Raw genomic sequence first — 20,984 nt, 5'->3', positions numbered from 1 at the left:
CACCTCCGGGAGCTGGCGTAAAAGAAGATGCCCTAGCCGCCCTCGCCCGGCATGATCGTCGGTCATGAAGTTGTGGGTCGACGATCTCCGCATCCCGCCAGAAGGCTGGGAGTGGGCCAAGACGAGTGCTGAAGCAATCGACCTCCTCGACGCCCGCGTCGAGGAGGTCGATGTGATGTCACTGGATCATGATCTCGGCGGGGATGACACGACCCGGGCGGTGGTGCTGTGGATGTGCGAGCACGAACGATGGCCGCGCGAAGTCCGGGTGCACAGCGCCAATCCGGTTGGCGTCGAGTGGTTGACCGGGATGATCAACCGGTATCAGCCCCCGCTCGTAGTGCTTAGCCAAGGACCGATTGCAGAGCACCGACAACAGGCTTCGGCGAACCGTCGAATCGGTATAACCCGAAGTTCGAGTTGTCTTCCGCCTTGTTGGCGGACAGGTCGCGAGTGGTGAAGAGGAAGATCGCTGCTATCCACGGCAGGCCGTTCGCCCGGTTGACAGCGTCGACGATGATGTTGGACTGGACGGCTTCTGTGGTCGATGCGGGGGTGTTCCCGGTCGGCTGCCCGAACTCGGTCACCCACATGGACTTCGTCGAGTCACCATTCGCCACCATGATCGCCCGCCCCTCGGGCAGAACGGCGGCTCCCCCGCCGTCACCTTCCCGGGGGTCTGCGGTGATCGGATACGGCAACGTATACGGGTGTACGCCAATGCCATTGAAGTAGGGCTTCGCTCCCAGTGCGTACATGTCCGAGATGAAGGTGACATCCCGCGTCTCGGTGCGGAGACTCGACAGCCCGCCAGTGATCACCGGCTGGTTGGCGCCTGCCGCTCGGATGCCGCCGAACGCAGCTTTGAGCAATGGAACGTACTCTCCAGCGGTGGGCGGGATCAGATAGTGGGCGAGGTTCGGCTCGTTCCACACCTCCCACGCCGCCACCCGTGACGAGTATCGAAGTGCGACCTGTCGCGCGAATTCACCGAAAGTCGCCGGGTTGGCGGGTGAGTTTCCGTTGAGGAGCGGGTTCGCACCTGGCTTCTGCGCCCAGACCGGCGCCGGGCCCTCGAGGTTCATCAGAATGGACAGGCCTTTGGAACGCGCGGCGCTCACCGCGGAATCCAGGCGCGTCCAGGCGAAGGAGGCTGAGCCCGACGGTTGCAGCAAGTTCCACTTCGCAGGAATTCGAATAGCCGTCGCGCCGGTCGCTTTGATCTGCTCGGCCTCGCCCGCGAAGTCGGCGCCGGCGTACTGGGTGGAGACGGAGGCGACTCCGACGAACACCCTGACCAAGGCAGACGAGGGCGAGGGGGTCGCCGCTGCACCCAGCACACCTAGCGCAGTTGCGATCAGCACAACGCTCAGTCGCCGCAGTACAGTCATTTTGTGAGTATTGCCGACCCAGCCCCGACGCGCTCGTCTTCTTGGAATCCGACGTCGATAGCGCGGCTATTTGGTATTGCTCGGTACCTTTGTACTCGGTTGTCGCATGACGTCGGCAGACGCTTCAGCGCCGTAATACGAGTAGCTGTACGTAAGGTGTCGCGAACGGACGTCGTTAATAACGACTCCGATTACGGGCGTCTGACCTGCGCTGACCTCCCCGATCGCTGAAGCGAGTTCCCGCGATCGCGTCCGACCGCTCCGCACGATGAGCAGGGTGCCGTCGACCCACTGCGACAACACCGCCGCATCGGTTACCGGCAGTACGGGCGGGGAATCAACTACAACGAAGTCGTAATGGTTCTGCAATTCCGCGATAGCGGTTTTGGCTCGTCTCGATCCAAGAAGTTCGGCGGGGTTAGGCGGAAGTTGACCGCTAGCTAGGACATCCAATCGAGCGATTCCACTCTGCTGCACTAAGTCAGCCATCGTTGCTTCACCTCGGAGGTAGTCGGTGAAGCCGACCACATGGCTGCACCCCAACCGGGCGGCCAGTGCCGGCTTCCGGAGATCCCCGTCCACCAGCACAACCTTGCTTCCCGCCTCAGCCAAAGAAACAGCGAGGTTGATTGCTGTGGTTGTCTTGCCCTCACTCTGATTAGGACTCGTAACCAAGATTTTCCTGATCGGGTCGTCCACGTTCGCGAAGGACAGGTTCGTACGCAGTCGACGGTACGCCTCTGCGGCCGGGTTAGATCCACCTCCGAAGTCAACCGCGCCGGGAGTCTTCAGCGAGTCTTCAGTCGGCACGTCGCCAATTACGTTCAGACCCCCAATTCCCTCTACATCACCCGCCACCCGAATACGATTGTCGAACCTCACCTTGAGGATCACGATCAAGAGACCCAGGATCAGGCCTACACCCAGACCAAGCAGGCCGTTGCGGATCGGCCTCGGTTCAACCGGTGTTGCGCTTTCCACGGCTGGGGTAACAACCGTAACCTTTGCCAGCGCATCGCCACCCCCACTCGGCTGCTCCAGTGTATTGACAAAGCGACTCAATGATTGGGCTACAGCGTTTGCGAGCGCAGCTGCAACGGTAGCATCGGGACTCGTAGCGCTGATCTGCAGAAGCACTGTATCCGGCTTTGTCGTTGCCTCGACAGCTTCGCGGGCCTCATCCACACTCATATCTAGCTGGCTCTGACTTAGAGCGTCACCAACTATGGCGTTTGACTGAACCAATTCTACATACGAAGCAACGCGCTGTTGGCTTGCCAACGACCCCTGGTATGCGCTCTGCGTGTCCGCATCCGCCCCTGAAGTCACGTAAACCGTAGCGGTCGATGCATATATCGGCGTCTGAATAACACTCGCAGCAAAAGCGCATCCACCTACAATCAACGCCGAGGCCACAACGATCCACCAGAATCGGCCAAGGCGCACAAATACGGACCTGGCTCCACCAGCACTCGTCGGATGCGCTTCTTTCGAATGAAGCTTCATGGGTTCGACCTCTTCTCAGTGTCAAGCGTCGTGTAGAGCCGCTGCTGGAATCGCCACGATACGACTATCAAAACTGGTGGATCACTTGGCTGCAACTGGGCTGCCGATCCTCGGTTAACCATTTGAGGTCGCGCTCTGCTGGCGTGCGACCGCCCTTACGAATTTCCAGTTCGACACCGTGTACCTCCGCCACAGCCTGCGAGGCTCACGCGCGAAACGGAACGCCCACTCGAGACCAGCCTTCTGGAGGAAAACAGGCGCTTCGTCGGTAGTCCCTGCCACAAAATCGAACGCAGCGCCTACTCCGATGCATGGGCGCCCCACCGTCGAGGCAAGACGACTGGAGAGGAAATCCTGCTTGGGTGACCCGAGTGCCACCCATACTATGTCCGGATTTGCCTTCGAAACCCGAGATGCGCATTCCTCAACTAGCTCATCGTTCACCGGTCCGAACTCAGGCGCCCACGCGCCGGCTATTCTCAAACCAGCATAATCTCTCTCCACCGCTGCTGTCAGCGCGGACAGAGTGTCTGTAGTCGTCCCAAGGAAGTAGTGCGACAGATCTGCATCGAGGCTAGCTTTCAGGACAGAGCGGAACAGCGACGGCCCTCGAACATGGTACTTCCGCATGCCCTGTCCGCGCGACCTTCCCAGGATCATTGCCACAGGAGTCCCGTCCGCAAGATTGAAGCCAGGCGAGTTTAACACCTCAAGATACGCGGGGTTCTCGGCCGCGGCGCCGATGGAGTACGCGTTAACTAATCGGACAGCCAGCGGTTCTCTGCTGTTCGATGCCCGTTTGATGGCCTCCACTGCCCCCGCCAGGTCGAGACCAGCGAAACTAACACCGCCAACTTTCGAAGGACCGGCATCCGCCGGAACTGTGACCATCCAAGCTCCAATCTGCATATTTCTTCTTACTGATCATTCAGCCCAGTGACAGCGACGATGACTCGAATTTGAAATCGACATCCGAATACCAACTGACTGAGCTATAAGTAATGAGGCGCTCAGAGGCCCCGGGTGTGAATCGAGGCCGGACAATGGTCCCGGCGTGGCTAGTAGCAAGTTTGTGGGAAGTCCCCACGTTCGCGCCCAGCGAAACACGCTCAAGCACGGACGGGCTGGTATTTCGTGCCAGATAAACAAAGTCATCACGACACGGCTCAGAGAAACAGCCACCGGCCAAGTAATTTGCATCTGCGCGGTACCCGAACGCAGGACCCGCTGGACCCAGGTCGACAGTCTTCCACATGGTGCCCACAACTTCCGACACCTTGTACCTGGCGGAATCCGGCTCATCCTCACGCCATTCGGACCACAGAATCGCTGGCGATTTAGGACCGGACCGCATCGCGAACAACCTGCGTGAAGTCTCTCGGCCCGCGGGCTCTACAGCACAAGGCACGGGTAACGCACGCGAACCCGTCAGCAGGTCGAGCGGACCCTCATCGATCGGGTGTCGAACAGCTTGCCGCTCGTTGTCCAGCAGCATGATGGTTCTAGAAACCGGATCGACCGTCAGTGCCCAGATGCCAGAGAACCAACTGTTTGGATTCGCTGCCAACCCCAAGCGGATCTCGGATCTCCCGTTGACCCAATTGTCGGTTGCTGACGTGCAGTACAGCTGCAAATTGGCGGCGCGGGCGAGCGGCAAGCGGTTTAGCAGCTTGACGTCGCCACTACCTTGGTCCACGGTGAACTCGATAACGTCCCAATGGTCAAACGACCTGGTAAACAGCCAGAAGTAGTCAACGATCGGCTGCCCATCCGGACCTTCCGTGGACATGTGACGGATACGGTAACACTGACCGTAATTGGTGTGCTCAAACTCGAACTCACGCATCGCAAGCTCGTATGTCTCACCGTACGCAAGAGAATCGATCGAACCGTCTCGGTCTGAGACCTTCAGATATAGCTCTCGATGCTCGCCGTGACGTGCAAAGCCGAGCACCATCCGGTGTCCGTTCTCCGCAAACAACCAGGCCGCGTTGTGGTCGTCCACCCCCCACGCAGGATGGGCCGCCGTAACCGTCCGTGTTTGCGTTCCCCGAGACGCTTCTGACACCACGATCTTTCCGTCCGACGTGTAAGAAGTCTTCACTAAACGCTCATACGGGAACTGGAGGTGCGCCGCGACCGGGCTGGTCCACCACTCATCGATACCGTCACTGATTTCCATCAGTGGCGGCCGCGGGTTCACCTTCTCACTCGCCGGCGACCCGCACGCGGCGAGGGTCAACCCCAACACACCGCCAGCCAACACCTGCCGCCTACTGAGCATTTGCGTCCTTCGACATATGCCTACCTTTGACATAGTCGGTTCGCTCGCCCCGCTGTGCCGTCAAGTCCGCTGAGACGCCCGGCACATAGTCATTCCACACTTGAACGAAGAAGCCGCGTTCGTATGCCAGCTGTGTCCGCACTAAGGCCCACGAAACTCTCATACCGCCACCGCGCAAGCCCTGCGAAGCGCGCTTCGCTACGCGGGCTGGCAGCAGGATGGCTCGCTTAATAGCCGACCACGTCCGCATCTGCTTCGGCAGCAACTCAGCGCTGCTCGCCCCGTAGCGACGGAACTGCGAACGCAAGCTAGTTATTTCGCTACGAGCACGCCACTCAACGAGGCATTCCTTAGAGGTTCCGATCGAACCACCCGTTGCTTCCAAGACCCGCCAACACAGATCCGCATCGCCCCCGCTTCGAACCACCCGAAAACCTCCAACAGCAGAGAAGACCTCGGCCCGTGCCCCGAGGTTGCAAGTTGGAAAATACTGACCCAATGGATGCCGGCTGTAGTTCTGGATCGTAAATGGCTCGTAGACCGCGGCTGCTCGCTCGGCGACCGAATCGCCTGCGGCAACCTTGACTTCCGTGTAGGATAGAGGGTTCAGCGCTAAGAGGCTCCGGTGCCTCGCCAACAACCCAGGTGCGGCCAAGCAGCGAGCGTCAAAAAACAGCAGAGCCCCCACTTCCCCAGCGAGGTAACCAGCACCAAAGTTCCTTGCGGCATACGGCCCACTTCCGGAGGAGCACAGGACGACCTCCGCACCAGCGGCTTTGGCTACCGCAGGGGTTTCATCCGCACTAGAGTCGTCGACCACTAGCAGTCGATCAGACGGACCCAGGTCGCGAACGATCGACGCAACAGCGCCCTCGATTAGAGAGGCACAGTCCTTCGCAGGGATTATCACACCGATTGACAGTTCACTTGACATTTAGGTCACCTCCCAATGACATCCGCCGACGCACCCATGGGACTGCGACTGCCCGAACTCGCCTTACTGCCTGTGCGGGCCACAGCACAGAAGCGAACGAGTAGTACGCGATTCGAGAAACAGCCGATTCTCGAGCCATACCGGCCCGATAGAACGCTAGGGAAGTTGCAATAAGCTTCACTTTGACCCGATCGACCAGGGGCTGATTGCTTGCATACTCCCTTTCAGAAATCTCGCGCAAACCTGACTGCCTACGTTCATGATTCAAGATCGATAATGCGATGTTCTGACGAACCGTGACCATAGAATCTGCATTTATTCCGGTGTTATGAAACCGGTAGTCGAGCACCCGGTCTTCGAGATTCGCCAATTTTCCGACGCCGGACATCTTGAGATAGAAGTCCCAGTCCTCTCCAACCCCTCCGGACCAGTATCCCCCGACTGAAGTGGCCGCTTCTCTTCGGAAGGCAATCGACGGATGGCACAAAACGTGTGCGCCATTCAGCAAACCTTCGACGATTTTCGCATGATCGCACGGAAATGCGGTAACTCCCAGGGGGCCAGCGTTGGTGAATCTACGGACCTGTCCACCCACAAGCACTACATCGCTATTGGCCGCCAAGTGTGAGACTTGCCGCTCAATGCGGCAAGGTTCAGACAAGTCGTCGGCATCCATTCGAATCACAATTTCCGAAGTGCACAACGACAAGCCATAATTGAGAGAGGAGGCTAGCCCATGATTGCTCCTGCGAATCACTGTCAGCTCGCACCCGTTGTAGGAACGCGAGAGCCGCTCCACGGAACCGTCCGTACTTCCGTCGTCTATCAGAACAATCTGATCTGGCCGTAAGGTCTGGTCGGAGATGCTGATAAGCGCGGGCTCAAGATACTCACCTGCGTTGAAGGTCGCCATCAGAACACTGACAGACATTTCAAACTCCTCTAACCGGTTCAGCGTTACACTCTTCACCGAGGCATCGACCCGAAACCGACCTAATGCACATCAAGGTCAGCAACATCGGCAGTAGAAACTGAGGAGTGGAGAATATGTTGTCAAAGTAGGCGTACACGACAACTGAAAGAGCCACGGCGAGGATCAGACCAATCATCACAGGACTCGTCATCTTGCGCACTAACCGTATCAATCCGACCACCATGATGACAGCCAGGCCTATCGATCCAATTAGGCCAACGTCAACCAAGAAATGCAGATACTCGTTGTGTGGAGCGCGAAACGCAGATTGCACGCCGGTCGGCTTCAATATCTCATTTGCGACGCTGGCAAAACCCAAACCGTTACCAAACGCGGGATGGGCGCTGAATTGGTCAAAATAGAAGCTCCACGCCTCATCGCGTCCAGACGAATTGAAACCTTGCTCCAATGCTGTACTTCGAGACCGCTGCATCAGCAGAGGAAAGATCGCGACACCAGCAATAAGTACCAATCCGAAACCGTACAACCCAGCACGGGTTTGCTTTAGCGAAACAGAAGAGATGAACACCCCGGGGCTCTTGCGCCGCTGCAGAATCCAAATGGCGAAAACGTATGTCGCTAGCAGGACAACTGTGGCGGATATAGCCCCCCGCGTGAGCGATGCACAGCACACAAGGATATTGAGTATGACCATGGCAGTCGAAATGGTGGACTCGCGAAACACGATGCCGTACGCCAAACCTGCAACCACCCCGACGAAACTCAACATAGCGAGATGCGCCGGGATCGATGCCCCCGAAAGCCGGATGACACCGGTGTACTCATCTTGAAAGAGGGCAGAGTATCCAAGAACCCGCAGGCCAACACCGTAGGCAAGCGATACGGCGGGAAGCGCGGCAATGGCGAACAACATCGTCCTGGCGTCTTTAGGAGTTAAACGCACGAAGAGGACGATCCACGCGAAGGAGAAGCCGATCAGGGCCCTGAACAACGTGGCCTGGTCGATGCCACTAGCCGACGGCGCAAACAGAACACCATACACAGCAAAAGATCCGAACAGCAGTACTGCCAGTGTCGCCGTCAATGAAAACCGTTTATGCTCTCTCAGAAGCAGCACCCCTACTAAGGCAACCAGCAACACCTTCTGCACACCGTCCTGGCCCAACCCAGGCACGGTAGGGAGCAGGTACTGCGAATGGGCGGCAACGATTGTAAATAGACACGCGAGTGGTGTGATCGTCGGCCAAAGTAGCGCGAACACGAGGAAGCTGGCGAACACCGCCGCAATTCCTGCAATAGGGTGAAGAGCGATCGCGATCCCGGAAGCTATAAGAAGAGAGATCGCGCCCGCGGCTAAGAGTGTCGAAATAGAATCCACTTCACGCGGACCAGGCGCGATTTTCAGCGAGGACGTCATCGAACCAGCTCGCTAGACAACCGGTTATCGAGTGCGCCGGCCAGGGTGATGTCCCACATCCGCAGCGTTGCATCCGAAAGGGAGCGTGAGCGTCTCCTTAAACGATCACTGAAATCGGGGTTGCGGACTGCATGAACCAACAGTTCTGACTGCGCCGCGACCTCACATTCTACGTCGACGATCATTTCAGGGCACTCAAAGTCCGACATCAACGCCCCATATTTGTGACTCCAACCGTGCACCAGTGTTGGAACCCCCTGCGAGAGCCCGCTGATAGCCGCGTGGTAGCGGCCGGTTATTACACCAGCGCATTCGCCAATCAGACCTTTAAGTTGAAGACCGTCTAGACCGGAGACGACTCGTATCGTTTTCGGCTTCAGCTGATTGACTACATCCCTAAGGATCGCAAGATCGTTCTCCCCCTCATGGCAAACGCCCATTACTGTAAAGCCGGCGCTCGTCAGACTAGCTGCGAGTTCGGCAAGCTGTGTGACATAGCCTTCCACGCCTAAGCTTTTGCGCTTCGCAATATTCCAATTGGGGACAATCGCTACTACATCTGCAGGCAGACCAAACCCAGTCGTCTCCTCCGCACGGAGGCCGATGGTGAAGTCCGGCGCGGTGTCCAACACAGGGCCCGGAATGTCCTCCCCGGGACTGACCAGGTCACCAACATGACGGAACGACTCACTGTCTCGCGCAAAAATTCTCTCCGCCTCACGAAGCACCGGCGCAACCTGCGAGGCGGACACATCGAACGGCCCGAAAGCCTGCGGAAGAAAGACAACTGGCACAGACCGTTCGTGCCAGACCGAGATCGCCTTCAGCCTTGCGTCCAAATGTGCCCCCACCCACTGGTCTCCGTAGCAGAAGCCCGACGCATCAAGGACTAGATCTATATCAGTAGGCAACACATGGGGAACTAGCGCTTCGAACCTTCGCAGCATGGTTCCGGGGCTCGACGACCGCTTGCCGAGCGCCTGCTTCGCAACGGTCACCGGAGCCGCCAGCCTAGGGTGCATCAGGTTGTACACCCCGACGCCCCGAACCTGCTCGCTGTAGCCAATGTTGAACTCGACAACTGGTACCCCGCCGTGGCGGCGTATCGCTCGCGACGCGGCAACTAGCATTAAGAAAGCGCCTTGATTGGTGAATTCAACTCCGGTGATGAGTACATGCGGTCTGTGATGCTTGCCCGGAACCGCTGCGGGCCTGACTGTAGTCATCTCCAACTCGCGACGGCATCGACGGAACGCTTGACACTTCGGGGCACCGTCTGGCCAGCCTGAGGCACGCCAAATGAAATCAGCATAACAACCCTCTCATCCCGGTCGAGACCCAATAAATCGCCGATCTCTCGATTCTTTACTGCGATGTCGGGCCAATTGATGCAGCACGTCGCAAGTCCACGGGCTTCCATTGCCAAGACAAACCCCTGCGCGAATAGCCCCCCATCTACATATATTGCGTGACGGTCACGGGCATCGGCGTAACCTCTCAACTGCCCCACAATGACCAGAATCCCCGGTATCTGTTCGGCAAACCCGACAGTGCCCATCGGCAGTTTCGACAGTTTCGAAAGCAAGCTGGGCTCAGTAACCACCTCTAGCCGTAGACTCTGCCGGTTGCATGCGCTCGGCGCGGCCAGTCCCACTTCAATCGCCGCCGCGATGTCGCTGCGGTCTAGAACGTCTGCGGCGTACCACCTCGTCGATCGCCGATGCATCGCAAGGCTTCGAAGCGAACCGTACGTGGCCGCGTCGGCTGGTGGCTTCGATTCATGAACGAAGGGGCCAAAACGCTGCGCTACGTCAGTGTCATTAATCGATTCGCGAAGCGAGAAGCTGTACCTGGCTTTGGCAATGACCTCTGACGGAGAGCTAGAAGTTGCATCAAAGTAGGCACTCAACACGTCAGTGAACCACCGAAGCTCGGCATCATCGCAAGCGGAGGCGGCGTAGTTGTGGTAGGTGGCGACAGTCTGGCCTATGTAATCTTCTGCAAAGGTTTCTCTCATAGGCCGCGAGATCAGTCCCTTCTCGAGCCGATGCACTGAACGCCGTAAGAACATCTGGTTCGAGTCAGTCGCGCTCGAGTCGTAATGAGCTATTCGCCCAGCCACTACCGCGGCTCTCTCATCCGCGAAACGCGACGTTAGAGCGAAATGGACTCTCCGTCCAATAATTCTCGGACCATGTTCGTCCAATAGACGATTCGCCTTATTACGAACCCGCGCAAACAAATTGTCACGTCGTTTCAGCATGTTCGGCTCTTTCTCGAAGCAGTCGGCTGGTGTGAGTATCGGATTTTGCGGTTCTTCGGACACCCATCACACTAAGCGCAAGGATGCTCCGACCCTTTCGAGTAAGTAGCAAGATGCCAAATGACGAAACAGCATATGCGACTATCGTCGACACTATTACCCCGGTCAGCCCCCATCTATGAGCGGTCAGCGCAGCTCCGCCCACCACAATGAACAGGCAAGCCGTGTTGCTCACTAAGCTGTATCCGTACGCGCGCTCTATCAGCAAGATCTTGCTCACAAGCTGCCGTTGAAAGACCAGCAAAATTGTCACTGAATACAGTGCGATGAGGATCTTCGCCTCGCCGAACTCCGGCCCGTACAAGATTGCCACTGCTGGCGGTCCAACTACGCATCCGGCGACAGTTAGCACTGCTCCCCACATAAGCACGGTCCGCGATGCATTGTGGGCGCGCTCAGCGTAGATAGTCGAGTCGCTACTCGCCGCCGCGAGGGGGTTAAAGACGACGGTTGTGATTGCTATACCGATGACACCGATGGCTTCGATTGGCCGGGTGGCGGCCGAATAGACTCCGGCAGCCGAGGCCCCGAGCAGCCAGCCAACCATCAGCAGGTCCGCACGGGTTGAAGCGGCTGCTGCGAGACCGGAGACCCAAAGAAGTCGCTTGTCCCGTAGTTGCTTACGGACCTCGCGAAAGGCTAAAGCGCCACGGGTGAATACCTTAAGCAATCCACCCGTGATCGGCAGGAGGGCCATCTGCCAAAGCGCAGCCTCTAACCCCTGCAAAACCAGGACGAAGGCGAGCGATCCATTCCACGCCAAGAAGAGCTTCGGAGAAGCGATCAGCACCACCAAGATCAGCCTGACCATAGCGAGCGCACGGAACCTACCACGCGCAGTCAGAATGAGCTCGGGAAGGTCATAGGCACCGATTGCATACCCAACGAACAGCGTCGCAACAAACAGTGCATAACTTGAATCGCTAGCGACGGCCAGGAAAACGACGAAACCTACTACAAATATTGGTGGTATAAGTGTGGTTCGGACTGCCGATATCGATACAGCAGCGGAATCAGTGCCGTCGTTCTGCCTGAGGAGACTGAGCACCCCTGCTCCTGCAAGGCCACCAGTGGAGCCAAGTTGCAGCAGGGTGACGAACGCGATCGCTAGTGAGAACTGGCCGAGTGCAGCCGGCCCTTCTGATCTCGCAATCAATACTGTGACCAGAAAGAGGGAGACCATCCGGGCAAGCTGCGTAATCGTGAGAAGGCCACTACTGCCGAAAACACCTGAACCCGACGACTTCTTAGACAAGATATTCGCTGTCCCTCCGGCTCACTCGCGAATACTCGTCATGTTGTTTCGATACCACGAGATGGTATCGCGCACGCCGTCATGCAGGTTGATCGAGTGCTTCCAACCCGCGGCGCGTAGGAGTGAGACGTCCAGCAACTTGCGCGGCGTACCGTCAGGCTTCGACGTGTCCCATTGGGTTGCACCGTGGAAGCCCACAGCGTCAGCGACTATCTGCGCGATCTCAACTAGCGAATGATCCTCACCGGTACCGATGTTAACCTGCTGAGGGCCATCGTAGTTCTCCAGTAGATATAGACAAGCCGAAGCCATGTCGTGAACGTGCAACAGTTCCCTTCTGGGCGTTCCTGTTCCCCAGTTCACAACTACTTCGGACCCACTCCGTTTCGCTTCATCGTAACGGCGTATGAGGGCTGGCAAGACATGTGAGCCCGTCGGAGAAAAGTTGTCACCCGGTCCGTAGAGATTCGTAGGCATCGCAGAGATCCACTGCAGTCCATACTGCCGCCTTACCGCCTGTACCTGCAAGATGCCTGCAATTTTAGCGATGGCGTACGCATCATTTGTTGGCTCAAGAGGACCAGTCAACAAAGATTCTTCTTTGATCGGTTGCGGCGCGTACTTCGGATAGATGCACGAAGAGCCAAGAAATAGCAGTCGAGGAACGCGCGATTCCAGGGCGGCATCGAGTACGTTGTTCTGGATCTGCAAATTAGTCGATATGAAATCGACCGGATATGTACTGTTCGCCAGGATGCCTCCGACTTTGGCAGCCGCCAGAACAACTATTCTCGGTGTTGTTTCTTGGAAAAAGCGAAAGACTGCGCTCCGGTCTGTCAGGTCCAACTGGCTGCTTGTCTGGCCGACTAGATCGGTGAAGCCCGCTGACTCGAACAATTTCCACACCGAAGAGCCCACGAGCCCGCGGTGCCCCGCGATGTAGGTCGTTGCGTGTCGGTCGAGGGGTTCAGGTACAGCGAGTGTCATGGCGTGTTCTTTCACTTCACCCAGTCCTTGAGCACCGGCTGGTCGATCCAGGCCTTTCCCTCACATTCGAGGGCCGCGATATCTGCGTCGACCATGATCCGAGCTAGCTCGGGCGTCTCGACAGCTGCACGCCAGCCCAGAACGCGTTCTGCCTTCCCCGCGTCGCCCACAAGTGCATCGACCTCGGTTGGTCGAAGGTACCTGTCGTCAAATCGGACGTGCTCTTGCCAATCCAACCCTGCGTGCTCAAAGGCCGTGACAAGGAAGTCCTTGACGGTGTACCTGCCTCCTGTTGCAAGCACGTAGTCGTCAGGTTCGTCGGCCTGCAACATGCGCCACATGCCTTCTACGTACTCGGGCGCATACCCCCAGTCTCGTACAGCTTCAAGATTGCCCATGTAGATGAACTGCTCGATGCCCGCCTTGATCCGTGCGGCAGCTCTGGTGATCTTCCTAGTCACGAATGTCTCGCCGCGCCTGGGTGACTCGTGGTTGAACAGGATGCCATTCACTGCGAACATCCCGTACGCTTCCCGATAGTTTCTCGTCACCCAGTAGGAATAGACCTTGGCGGCACCGTATGGGGATCTCGGGTAGAACAAGGTTTGTTCGCTCTGCGGCGGTGGGGACGCCCCGAACATTTCGGAGCTGGATGCCTGGTAGAACCTGCACTTGATGCCCGCCAAACGCACAGCTTCAAGGAGGCGTGTTGAGCCAATTCCTGTTGTGTCACCAGTGTGTTCCGGTTCGTCGAAGCTGACTCGCACGTGCGATTGTGCAGCGAGGTTGTAGACCTCGTCTGGGTCAATTGATGAAACTAGAGTGACGAGACGGGCACCATCGCTAAGATCGCCGTAGTGCAGGAACAACCGTGCACTCGGATCGTGGGGGTCGACGTAAAGGTGGTCGATCCGAGACGTGTTGAACGTCGACGAACGACGAATCAACCCGTGTACCTCGTATCCCTTGGCGAGAAGAAGCTCCGCCAGGTAGGGGGTGTCAGATGGTCTGTGTAAGTCCAGTGCTCATCAGTGAGAGGACAATCTATGAGCATGGCGTTAGACGATAAGCAGCACGACGACGGTCAGCAGCTGCCTGAGTTGGCTGAGCCGCGTTCGACCGCGGAGGTGGCCGAGGCGCTGGAGGCCTCGGGCATGGTCGATGAGTTGTTGGCCCAGATCGATACCGGCCAGGTCCAGATCACCGGCGACGGCGGCCTGATCCCGGGTCTGATCAAACTCGCCCTCGAACGCGGCCTGAAGGCCGAGCTGACCGATCACCTCGGCTATGCCAAGGGCGATCCGGCCGGTCGGCAACTGCCCAACGCCCGCAACGGGTCGAGCCCGAAAACGGTGGACTCCGCGGCCGGGCCGGTCGAGTTGAACGTTCCTCGTGACCGTGCCGGCACGTTCACCCCACGCCTGGTACCGAAGGGTTCCCGCCGGCTCGGCGGGCTCGACGACATGATCATCTCGCTGTATGCCGGTGGCATGACGTTGCGCGACATTCAGCATCATCTGGCCTCGACGATCGGCACCGATCTGTCGCATGAGACGATCTCGAAGATCTGCGACGAGGTCCTCGACGCGGTCGATGAATGGCAGAACCGGCCGCTGGAGGCGTTGTATCCCGTCATCTACCTCGACGCCCTGGTGGTGAAGGTCAAAGACGGCGGTCATGTCCGAAACAGGCACGCCCACATCGCTATTGGTGTCGACATGGCCGGCGTCAAGCACGTGCTGGGCATCTGGATTCAGGCCGAGGAAGGCGCGAAGTTCTGGGCCGGGGTGTGTGCGAATCTGGCCAACCGCGGCGTCAAGGACGTGCTCATCGTGTGCTGCGACGGGTTGACCGGGTTCCCCGAGGCGATCGAGGCGACCTGGCCATTGGCCACGGTGCAAACGTGTGTGGTGCATCTGATTCGCAACTCGATGCGGTTCGTGAACTACAAGGACCGCAAAGAGGTCGCGCGGGCGATCAAACCGATCTACACCGCCCCCGACGCCGAGACCGCCCGCCGCGAATGGGAAGCCTTCCGAGACTCGGAACTGGGGACCAAATATCCGAGTGCCGCAGCAGCTTTCGATCGAGCGTGGGACCGGTTCATTCCGTTCTTGGCGTTCCCGCCCGAGCTCCGCAAAGTCATCTACACCACCAACTCGATCGAGTCGCTGAACTACCAGCTCCGCAAGGTCATCAAGAATCGGGGACACTTCCCCAACGATCTCGCGGCGCGCAAACTGCTGTGGCTGGCGATCTGCGACATCGAGGACAAACGGGCCCGGCAACGCGAGAAGGAACGCGGCAAGCCCGCCGCCACGCGCAGAGCCCCCGGCAGACTCGTCGAGGGCCAAGTCGTGACGAACTGGAAACAGGCCCTCGGGCAACTAGCCCTGGCCTACCCCGACCGCATCGAACCCCACCTCAACTAGACCCAACCAGCAACCACAGGAAACCCAGGAGTCACGTTCTTACACAGACATCTTGACAAGCTCGCCAGGTACGAACCGTCCTGCCCGGTGATTCCTGTGATAAGAGCCTTTTTCATGATCTCCCTTGAAACTGTGATTGACGACCCGTCAACGTCTAAACGCGGTAGTGCCACCCTGCGCTGGTCCACTTCTGCGCTTCGAGGCACATCCGACCATCAATTAGATTCTTTTGTCTGACACGGTCACCCAGTTCGATCGGATCGAGGTCCAAGAACTCTCTCCACTCGGTCAGTACTAGGACCACGTCAGCCGCCTCGCACGCCTCGTACGCGCCGTTTGCGTAGTCAAGAGTCGGGAAAACTGCACGAGAGTTCGCCATGGCCTTCGGGTCGTAGACAACTACCGAGGCACCTTGAAGCTGGATTTGGCCAGCAACGTTAAGGGCTGGAGAGTCTCGGACGTCGTCAGACTCCGGCTTAAAGGCCGCACCCAAGATCGCCACTCGTTGGCCCAAGAGGGACCCCCCGCATACATCGCGCGTGAGCTCCACCATTCGGGTACGCCGACGCATATTCACGTTGTCGACTTCACGCAGGAAGCTCAGAGCCTCGGCTGCGCCGAGTTCGCCGGCTCGCGCCATGAACGCCCGAATGTCCTTAGGTAGACAGCCCCCGCCGAAGCCTATCCCCGCGTTGAGAAACTTGCGCCCGATCCGGACGTCGTGGCCGATCGCGTCCGCCACTGCCTGCACGTCAGCGCCTGCTGCATCGCACACCTCAGCGACGGCGTTGATGAACGAGATCTTTGTCGCGAGGAATGCGTTTGCCGAATTCTTTACCATCTCGGCGCTCGCAGGATCGGTCACGATGAAGGGCGTGCCGTTCTCAAGCATCTCGTTGTAGATTTCCCGGCACACCGGCTCGGCTCTGCCTCCTGGAAAAGACCCGAGCACCAGGCGGTCGGGATGTAGTGTGTCCTGGACTGCGAAGCCCTCTCGCAGAAATTCCGGGTTCCAGGCGAGTTCGACATCAATGTCCTTGGCTAGATCGTCTGCGCGTTCGGACAAACGCGCAGACGTACCAACTGGGACAGTGGACTTACCCAGTATCAGCGTGTCTCTGGTCAAGAGCGGGACGAGTTCATCGAGCGCGCCGTCGACGTACCGCAAGTCCGCGCTGTATTCTCCCTTCTTCTGCGGTGTGCCCACCGCGATAAAGAAGACGTCCGCGAAGTCTGCAGCCTCCTGATAAGACCCGGACACTCTCAGTTGTCCAGAATCGATATGCCGCTTCAGAAGCTCGGGGAGGCCCGGCTCGTAGAAGGGGACCTGACCGAGCGCGAGCTGATCACGTTTCCCTTTCACAACCTCGATGCCAAGCACCTCGTGACCAAGCTCGGCCATGCACGCGGCGTGAGTAGCTCCCAGGTAGCCCAGGCCTAGGACGACCATTTTCATCAGTAAGCACCGTCTTTCGCGAGTACCGCTCTGGCGGTCTTCCACAGGATGAGAGCGTCTTGCATGATCGACCAGTTCTCGACATACGACAGATCCAGACGCACGGACTCTTCCCATGAGAGATCGGAGCGTCCGGATACCTGCCACAAGCCGGTCATGCCTGGCTTGACCAGCATCCGACGGGCGACCCTGCCGTCATAATGTTCGACCTCATCCGGTAGTGGCGGCCGCGGTCCGACCAAGCTCATGGTTCCGACCAAGACATTGAACAGTTGGGGCAGTTCGTCGATGCTGTAACGGCGAATAAACTTCCCGACCCGCGTGACGCGGGGATCGTCACGCATCTTGAAGAGCAGCCCTGCACCTTCGTCCATACCCCTCAAGTCGTTCTTCAGCCGGTCAGCACCCTGAACCATCGAGCGAAACTTCCACATCTCAAATGGCTGATTGTTGATCCCTATCCGATGCGCGCGATAGAAGACAGGCCCTCTGCTGTCAAGCTTGATCGCAGTTGCAACAAGTGCGATAACGGGCGCAATCGCCAGAAGTACTACCGCAGCGCCAACTCGGTCCACCAACGCCTTCCTAAATCGATTCGCGCCTTCGTACCGAGGCTTGTCGATATGAAGCAAAGGGAGACCCGCGACAGGACGAAGCATCATGCGAGGCCCAGCGATATCAGCCACACCAGGGGCAACAAGCATGTCGACATCCATACCCTCGAGGTCCCACGAGAGTTCTTGCATGGCGCTGTGCCCTAAAGCCTCTGCCGACGTGACCGCGACGGTGGTCGCGCCAGAACTCTGCACTGCGTGGCACAAATCATCGAACGAACCGAACAGCTCAACTTCTCGAAGCTCCCGTAGAGGCGCGCGAGAGCTCGTGTCGCTATGCGGATGACAGATTCCGACAACGCGGTAGCCGAGCTCCGGCTGCACCTCAAACCGCTTCATCAACGGCACTGCTGAGTCGAGGCGGCCCACCACCAAAACGTGCTCCAGGTTCTGCGCGTCGCGCCGCTTGCCGGCCAGCCGCTGGCGCCAAACCCAGCGAGAAAGCAGGAGTCCAAAGGTCCCCAATGGCAGGGCCACAGCGAGAAATCCTCTTGCGATGTTAAGGCGAAATAGCAGGTCTATGATCGCGAGAAGTCCGAACACTGTGAGGCACGCTGTTACCACGCGGCTGTACTCTTGCGAGCCGGACCCGACCACCCGACGGTCCAGCGTCTGGAAAGCTCGTAGCGCAATGAGCCATGCTATCGCCAATGCGGCCGAGATGATTGTCGCCGGCATCTCACTTGCACCATTTGGCGCCATCGCTCCGTCGGCACCGAAGCGGATCAGCTGAGCCACCAGGACCACCAAGATGATGATGGCCGCATCCGACCATGCCAAACATGCTAAGTAACCCTGCAACCAGGTGCGAGACTTGCGAGGGGACTTGCCTGCGCTGCGCAACCGGCCGCTTGGATATCTCGCGCCCGTTCGGCTCGCATATTCCATGGCTCGATTACTCACCGCACCTCCAACCGACCTATTGACTGCGGCCTGACCCGGCTAGGAATACTCTCCAAAACCAGACTCGAACGAAAAACGCTAGCAAACCTCGGCCATTCTTAGACCAAGAGCGAATGCAGCAAATCGTATGGCAGGCCGCTGGGATGCACAACTTCAACCACAGATGCCGGCACCCGTGCGACGGCGTTTACCTGCCATTAACTCACTGAGCGACGGTGCGCAACTTTCCGGAAGTTCATGGCTCCAAACGATCTGCTTTGAGTTCGCCGTATCGAGACTGCTGATCCGCCACTACGACATGGACGAGCGCAGAACTTCGGGCCGGGTGACCCCTCAGCCGCAGGTCGAGGCACCCGTACTTTGTTCCCACTGCTGCAGGCGGCCGCAAACAGCGGCCAAGCTCGCGTGCCGGGCCGGTCATTGCATGGCGACCATGGGCAACCGATCAGCGATCCGATGCAAGCGGTTATCTATCGCAAAATATTGGCGATCGGAATTCTCCGTTCCTGTATCAGAAAATCGACAGCTCCACGTTCCGGTCACAACGTGACGGCACCAGTGCCGGGCTATTATCACCGGAGAGCTCACCTCACAAACAAAATGTGAGACCAAAGATTGTAGTTATTCAGCTGCGGGCCAGATTGCTGGTCCTGAACAACCCGGCGCAAACAAGTAGGCTGCGCCCTGTGCCGGAAACTCGAGTATTCGTCCAGCCCTGCACCGGACAGAGGAACCCATCCCGTGCCTGAACCTCTAGACGGCACTTACGACCGGGCCAAGGAGCCGAATCGCCGCCGCTTCCTCACAACGGCGGGGTGGGCGGGAGCCGTGGGCATCGGGTCCGCTGGACTTGCAAGCTGTTCCAATCCGCCAGTGGCGACGCCGCCAACGAAGATTGAGGCACGAGCACGGACGATCATCGCGGACGTCTCCAGCACCGAAAGCGCACAACTTAACAGCGCCGCGCTGAACCGTGCGGTGGCCGAGGGTGCGAAGGCGGGAACCTCTGTGGTCATCCCGGGCGGGCTGTTCCAACATGAGGGGTTCACTCTGCCCAGCGAGGGAAAGTTCGCTTTGGAAGGCAGCGGCGCGGGCGCGACCATTTTGGAGAATGTCGGAAAGAGCAGCTCAATCGAATCACACGGCATCCCGGGAGGTCCGTACACCCAGGATTGGGTCCTGTCAGGTTTAACTCTAACGACCGACCGGGTCCGGCGAACGCAGGTCGGTCTGGACATCAAACTAGCCTCGCGGTTTGCTATTCGGGACGTCCATATTCAAGATCACGGAGTCGGCGTACGGCACACTTCGGCCTGGGCCTGTCAGTACGAGAACTGTCGTGTAGTTCGGTCTGAGCTGGGATGGCACTTCCCTCAGAACGAGTTCGCACCGTCGTCACCCGTAGCTCTTCACAACTGCGGGGCGTGGGACAGCGGCACCGCGGTGCTCATCGAAGGAGGCCTCGAGGCGTGTACTTGGACTGGTGGCGACTTGGCTGGTTGCCTGGAGGGAGTCCGAGTATTCGGTGACGATGCTCGGTCGATTACTCTGCAGGGACTCAACTTCGAGCGCATAGCTGGTTCGGACCTGGTCGTCGGAGACGACAAATCGGGTCCGTCATCCGTGGCCGCCACCGGCTGTCGATTCTTGCGCACTGACCGGGGCCCCCTGTCCGTCGACTTCACCCGTGGGGACGGACTGAACCTCGACCACTGCCGTTGGACCAACTACGAGACTGCCGTGCGTCAACTACCCTCGGCCGGTCGCTTGACCCTCATCGCAAACAGTCAGTACCGAGTCGATCAGCTGCTGTCTACTGCGAATTCGCCAATTGATCATGCGACATTCGTCACATCAATTGGACAGTTCACCTCTTATGTGACCGCAGACAAAGAGTCCCATTTCTACGCCGTAGCCAGTTCTCAGGGGATCCAGACTCGGTTGCTTACCGGTGATGGCAAGCGGTCCGTCTCAGATACCGACTTCGACATCGCACCCACGGCCGGCTGGACATGCCTCGTGAAGGACACATCTGACAACTCTGTTCGGCATGCAGTGCGTGACGCATCACGCTGGTACGTATCACCCCCATACACGTAGACGACTTGCACCTGTGGTAACGCTGCGCCCTCTACTCATCGCGGGCTGTGGACCGCGAATGGCGACGCGCACGCCAAATGATCGCTGCCGCCCAGCGGCACCGGGTTGCACCCATAATGATCTGATGCCCGACCCGTTCCACGCCCTGATACTGATGAACCTTCTCTTCGTCGTGGGTGCGTGGTGCCTCGCCAGGCCGAGTTACGGCGCCGCCGCGGTTCTCGTGGCCAACAGTGTGGCGTGGGCGCTGTGGAATCAGCCGATCGAGGGTCGCGTGTTGGTCTCGTTCAGCATCGAGCACGGGATAACCGAGTCCGACATGTTGTCGGTGCTCGCTGTGGTGATCGCGACGATCACGGTCTATCGGTCGCGAGTCAGAAGCAGGCGGTCGGACGAAGAGGCGCATTCGTCATCCGGCGATGGGCAGCTCAACCGGCGGTAGGGCTCA

General features: G+C 58.6%; 16 protein-coding genes. 3 read left to right on the top strand and 13 right to left on the bottom strand.

The annotated features are described in order from the left end of the window. The first annotated feature begins 64 nt into the window (after positions 1-64). A complete protein-coding gene (locus tag QAD21_RS25310) occupies positions 65-460 on the top strand; it encodes a cyclic-phosphate processing receiver domain-containing protein (RefSeq protein ID WP_348534493.1) in 396 nt (131 codons plus the stop codon). Here QAD21_RS25310 and QAD21_RS05510 read toward each other — a convergent pair. The 11 genes from QAD21_RS05510 to gmd form a co-directional block, all read right to left on the bottom strand. Next, a complete protein-coding gene (locus QAD21_RS05510) occupies positions 345-1,292 on the bottom strand; it encodes a cellulase family glycosylhydrolase (protein ID WP_280360694.1) in 948 nt (315 codons plus the stop codon). The genes QAD21_RS25310 and QAD21_RS05510 overlap by 116 nt on opposite strands. Positions 1,293-1,457: 165 nt before the next feature. Further along, the gene (locus tag QAD21_RS05505; RefSeq protein ID WP_280360692.1) at positions 1,458-2,897 is read right to left on the bottom strand and encodes a polysaccharide biosynthesis tyrosine autokinase; all 1,440 of its coding nucleotides are present in this window, start codon (positions 2,895-2,897) and stop codon (positions 1,458-1,460) included. Between the two features lie 114 nt (positions 2,898-3,011). Then, positions 3,012-3,788 (bottom strand): WecB/TagA/CpsF family glycosyltransferase, encoded by a 777-nt coding sequence (locus QAD21_RS05500; protein ID WP_280360690.1) that lies wholly within the window; start codon positions 3,786-3,788, stop codon positions 3,012-3,014. A gap of 37 nt (positions 3,789-3,825) precedes the next feature. Beyond that, complete coding sequence (locus QAD21_RS05495) at positions 3,826-5,079, bottom strand: hypothetical protein (protein WP_280360688.1); 1,254 nt, start codon at positions 5,077-5,079, stop codon at positions 3,826-3,828. Positions 5,080-6,104: 1,025 nt separating this feature from the next. Beyond that, positions 6,105-7,046, bottom strand: coding sequence for a glycosyltransferase (locus QAD21_RS05490; RefSeq protein WP_280360686.1), 942 nt, complete (start codon positions 7,044-7,046; stop codon positions 6,105-6,107). Between the two features lies 1 nt (position 7,047). Beyond that, positions 7,048-8,466, bottom strand: a complete 1,419-nt coding sequence (locus QAD21_RS05485; protein WP_280360684.1) for an O-antigen ligase family protein — start codon at positions 8,464-8,466, stop codon at positions 7,048-7,050. Then, positions 8,463-9,596: a polysaccharide pyruvyl transferase family protein gene (locus QAD21_RS05480; protein WP_348534516.1), complete on the bottom strand. Its 1,134-nt coding sequence runs from the start codon at positions 9,594-9,596 to the stop codon at positions 8,463-8,465. The genes QAD21_RS05485 and QAD21_RS05480 overlap by 4 nt, the downstream gene beginning before the upstream one ends. A gap of 92 nt (positions 9,597-9,688) precedes the next feature. Next, complete coding sequence (locus tag QAD21_RS05475) at positions 9,689-10,483, bottom strand: nitroreductase family protein (RefSeq protein WP_280360680.1); 795 nt, start codon at positions 10,481-10,483, stop codon at positions 9,689-9,691. A 229-nt stretch (positions 10,484-10,712) separates the two neighbouring features. Continuing rightward, complete coding sequence (locus tag QAD21_RS05470; protein WP_348534492.1) at positions 10,713-12,044, bottom strand: oligosaccharide flippase family protein; 1,332 nt, start codon at positions 12,042-12,044, stop codon at positions 10,713-10,715. A gap of 21 nt (positions 12,045-12,065) precedes the next feature. After that, entirely contained in the window at positions 12,066-13,031 is a 966-nt protein-coding gene (locus tag QAD21_RS05465) for a GDP-L-fucose synthase (RefSeq protein WP_280361608.1), read from the bottom strand. An 11-nt stretch (positions 13,032-13,042) separates the two neighbouring features. Then, entirely contained in the window at positions 13,043-14,053 is a 1,011-nt protein-coding gene (gene gmd, locus QAD21_RS05460) for a GDP-mannose 4,6-dehydratase (protein ID WP_280361606.1), read from the bottom strand. Between the two features lie 24 nt (positions 14,054-14,077). Here gmd and QAD21_RS05455 point away from each other — a divergent pair, with 24 nt between their 5' ends. Continuing rightward, a complete protein-coding gene (locus tag QAD21_RS05455; protein ID WP_159370889.1) occupies positions 14,078-15,463 on the top strand; it encodes an IS256 family transposase in 1,386 nt (461 codons plus the stop codon). Positions 15,464-15,617: 154 nt separating this feature from the next. On the opposite strand, the gene QAD21_RS05450 is transcribed toward QAD21_RS05455, so the two are convergent. Together QAD21_RS05450 and QAD21_RS05445 are read right to left on the bottom strand one after the other, a co-directional pair. After that, positions 15,618-16,919 (bottom strand): UDP-glucose/GDP-mannose dehydrogenase family protein, encoded by a 1,302-nt coding sequence (locus QAD21_RS05450; RefSeq protein WP_280360677.1) that lies wholly within the window; start codon positions 16,917-16,919, stop codon positions 15,618-15,620. Continuing rightward, positions 16,919-18,421, bottom strand: a complete 1,503-nt coding sequence (locus tag QAD21_RS05445) for a sugar transferase (protein ID WP_280361604.1) — start codon at positions 18,419-18,421, stop codon at positions 16,919-16,921. Before QAD21_RS05445 ends, QAD21_RS05450 begins: the two co-directional genes overlap by 1 nt. Before the next feature lie 2,239 nt (positions 18,422-20,660). On the opposite strand from QAD21_RS05445, the gene QAD21_RS05440 reads away from it, so the two are divergent. Then, complete coding sequence (locus QAD21_RS05440; RefSeq protein WP_280360675.1) at positions 20,661-20,978, top strand: hypothetical protein; 318 nt, start codon at positions 20,661-20,663, stop codon at positions 20,976-20,978. The last annotated feature ends 6 nt before the right edge of the window (positions 20,979-20,984 follow it).

Source organism: Gordonia sp. SMJS1, assembly GCF_029866425.1.
Classification (GTDB): Bacteria; Actinomycetota; Actinomycetes; order Mycobacteriales; family Mycobacteriaceae; genus Gordonia; species Gordonia hongkongensis.
Note: the sequence above shows the minus strand (reverse complement) of the source record. Positions and strands in the feature narration are given on the sequence as shown.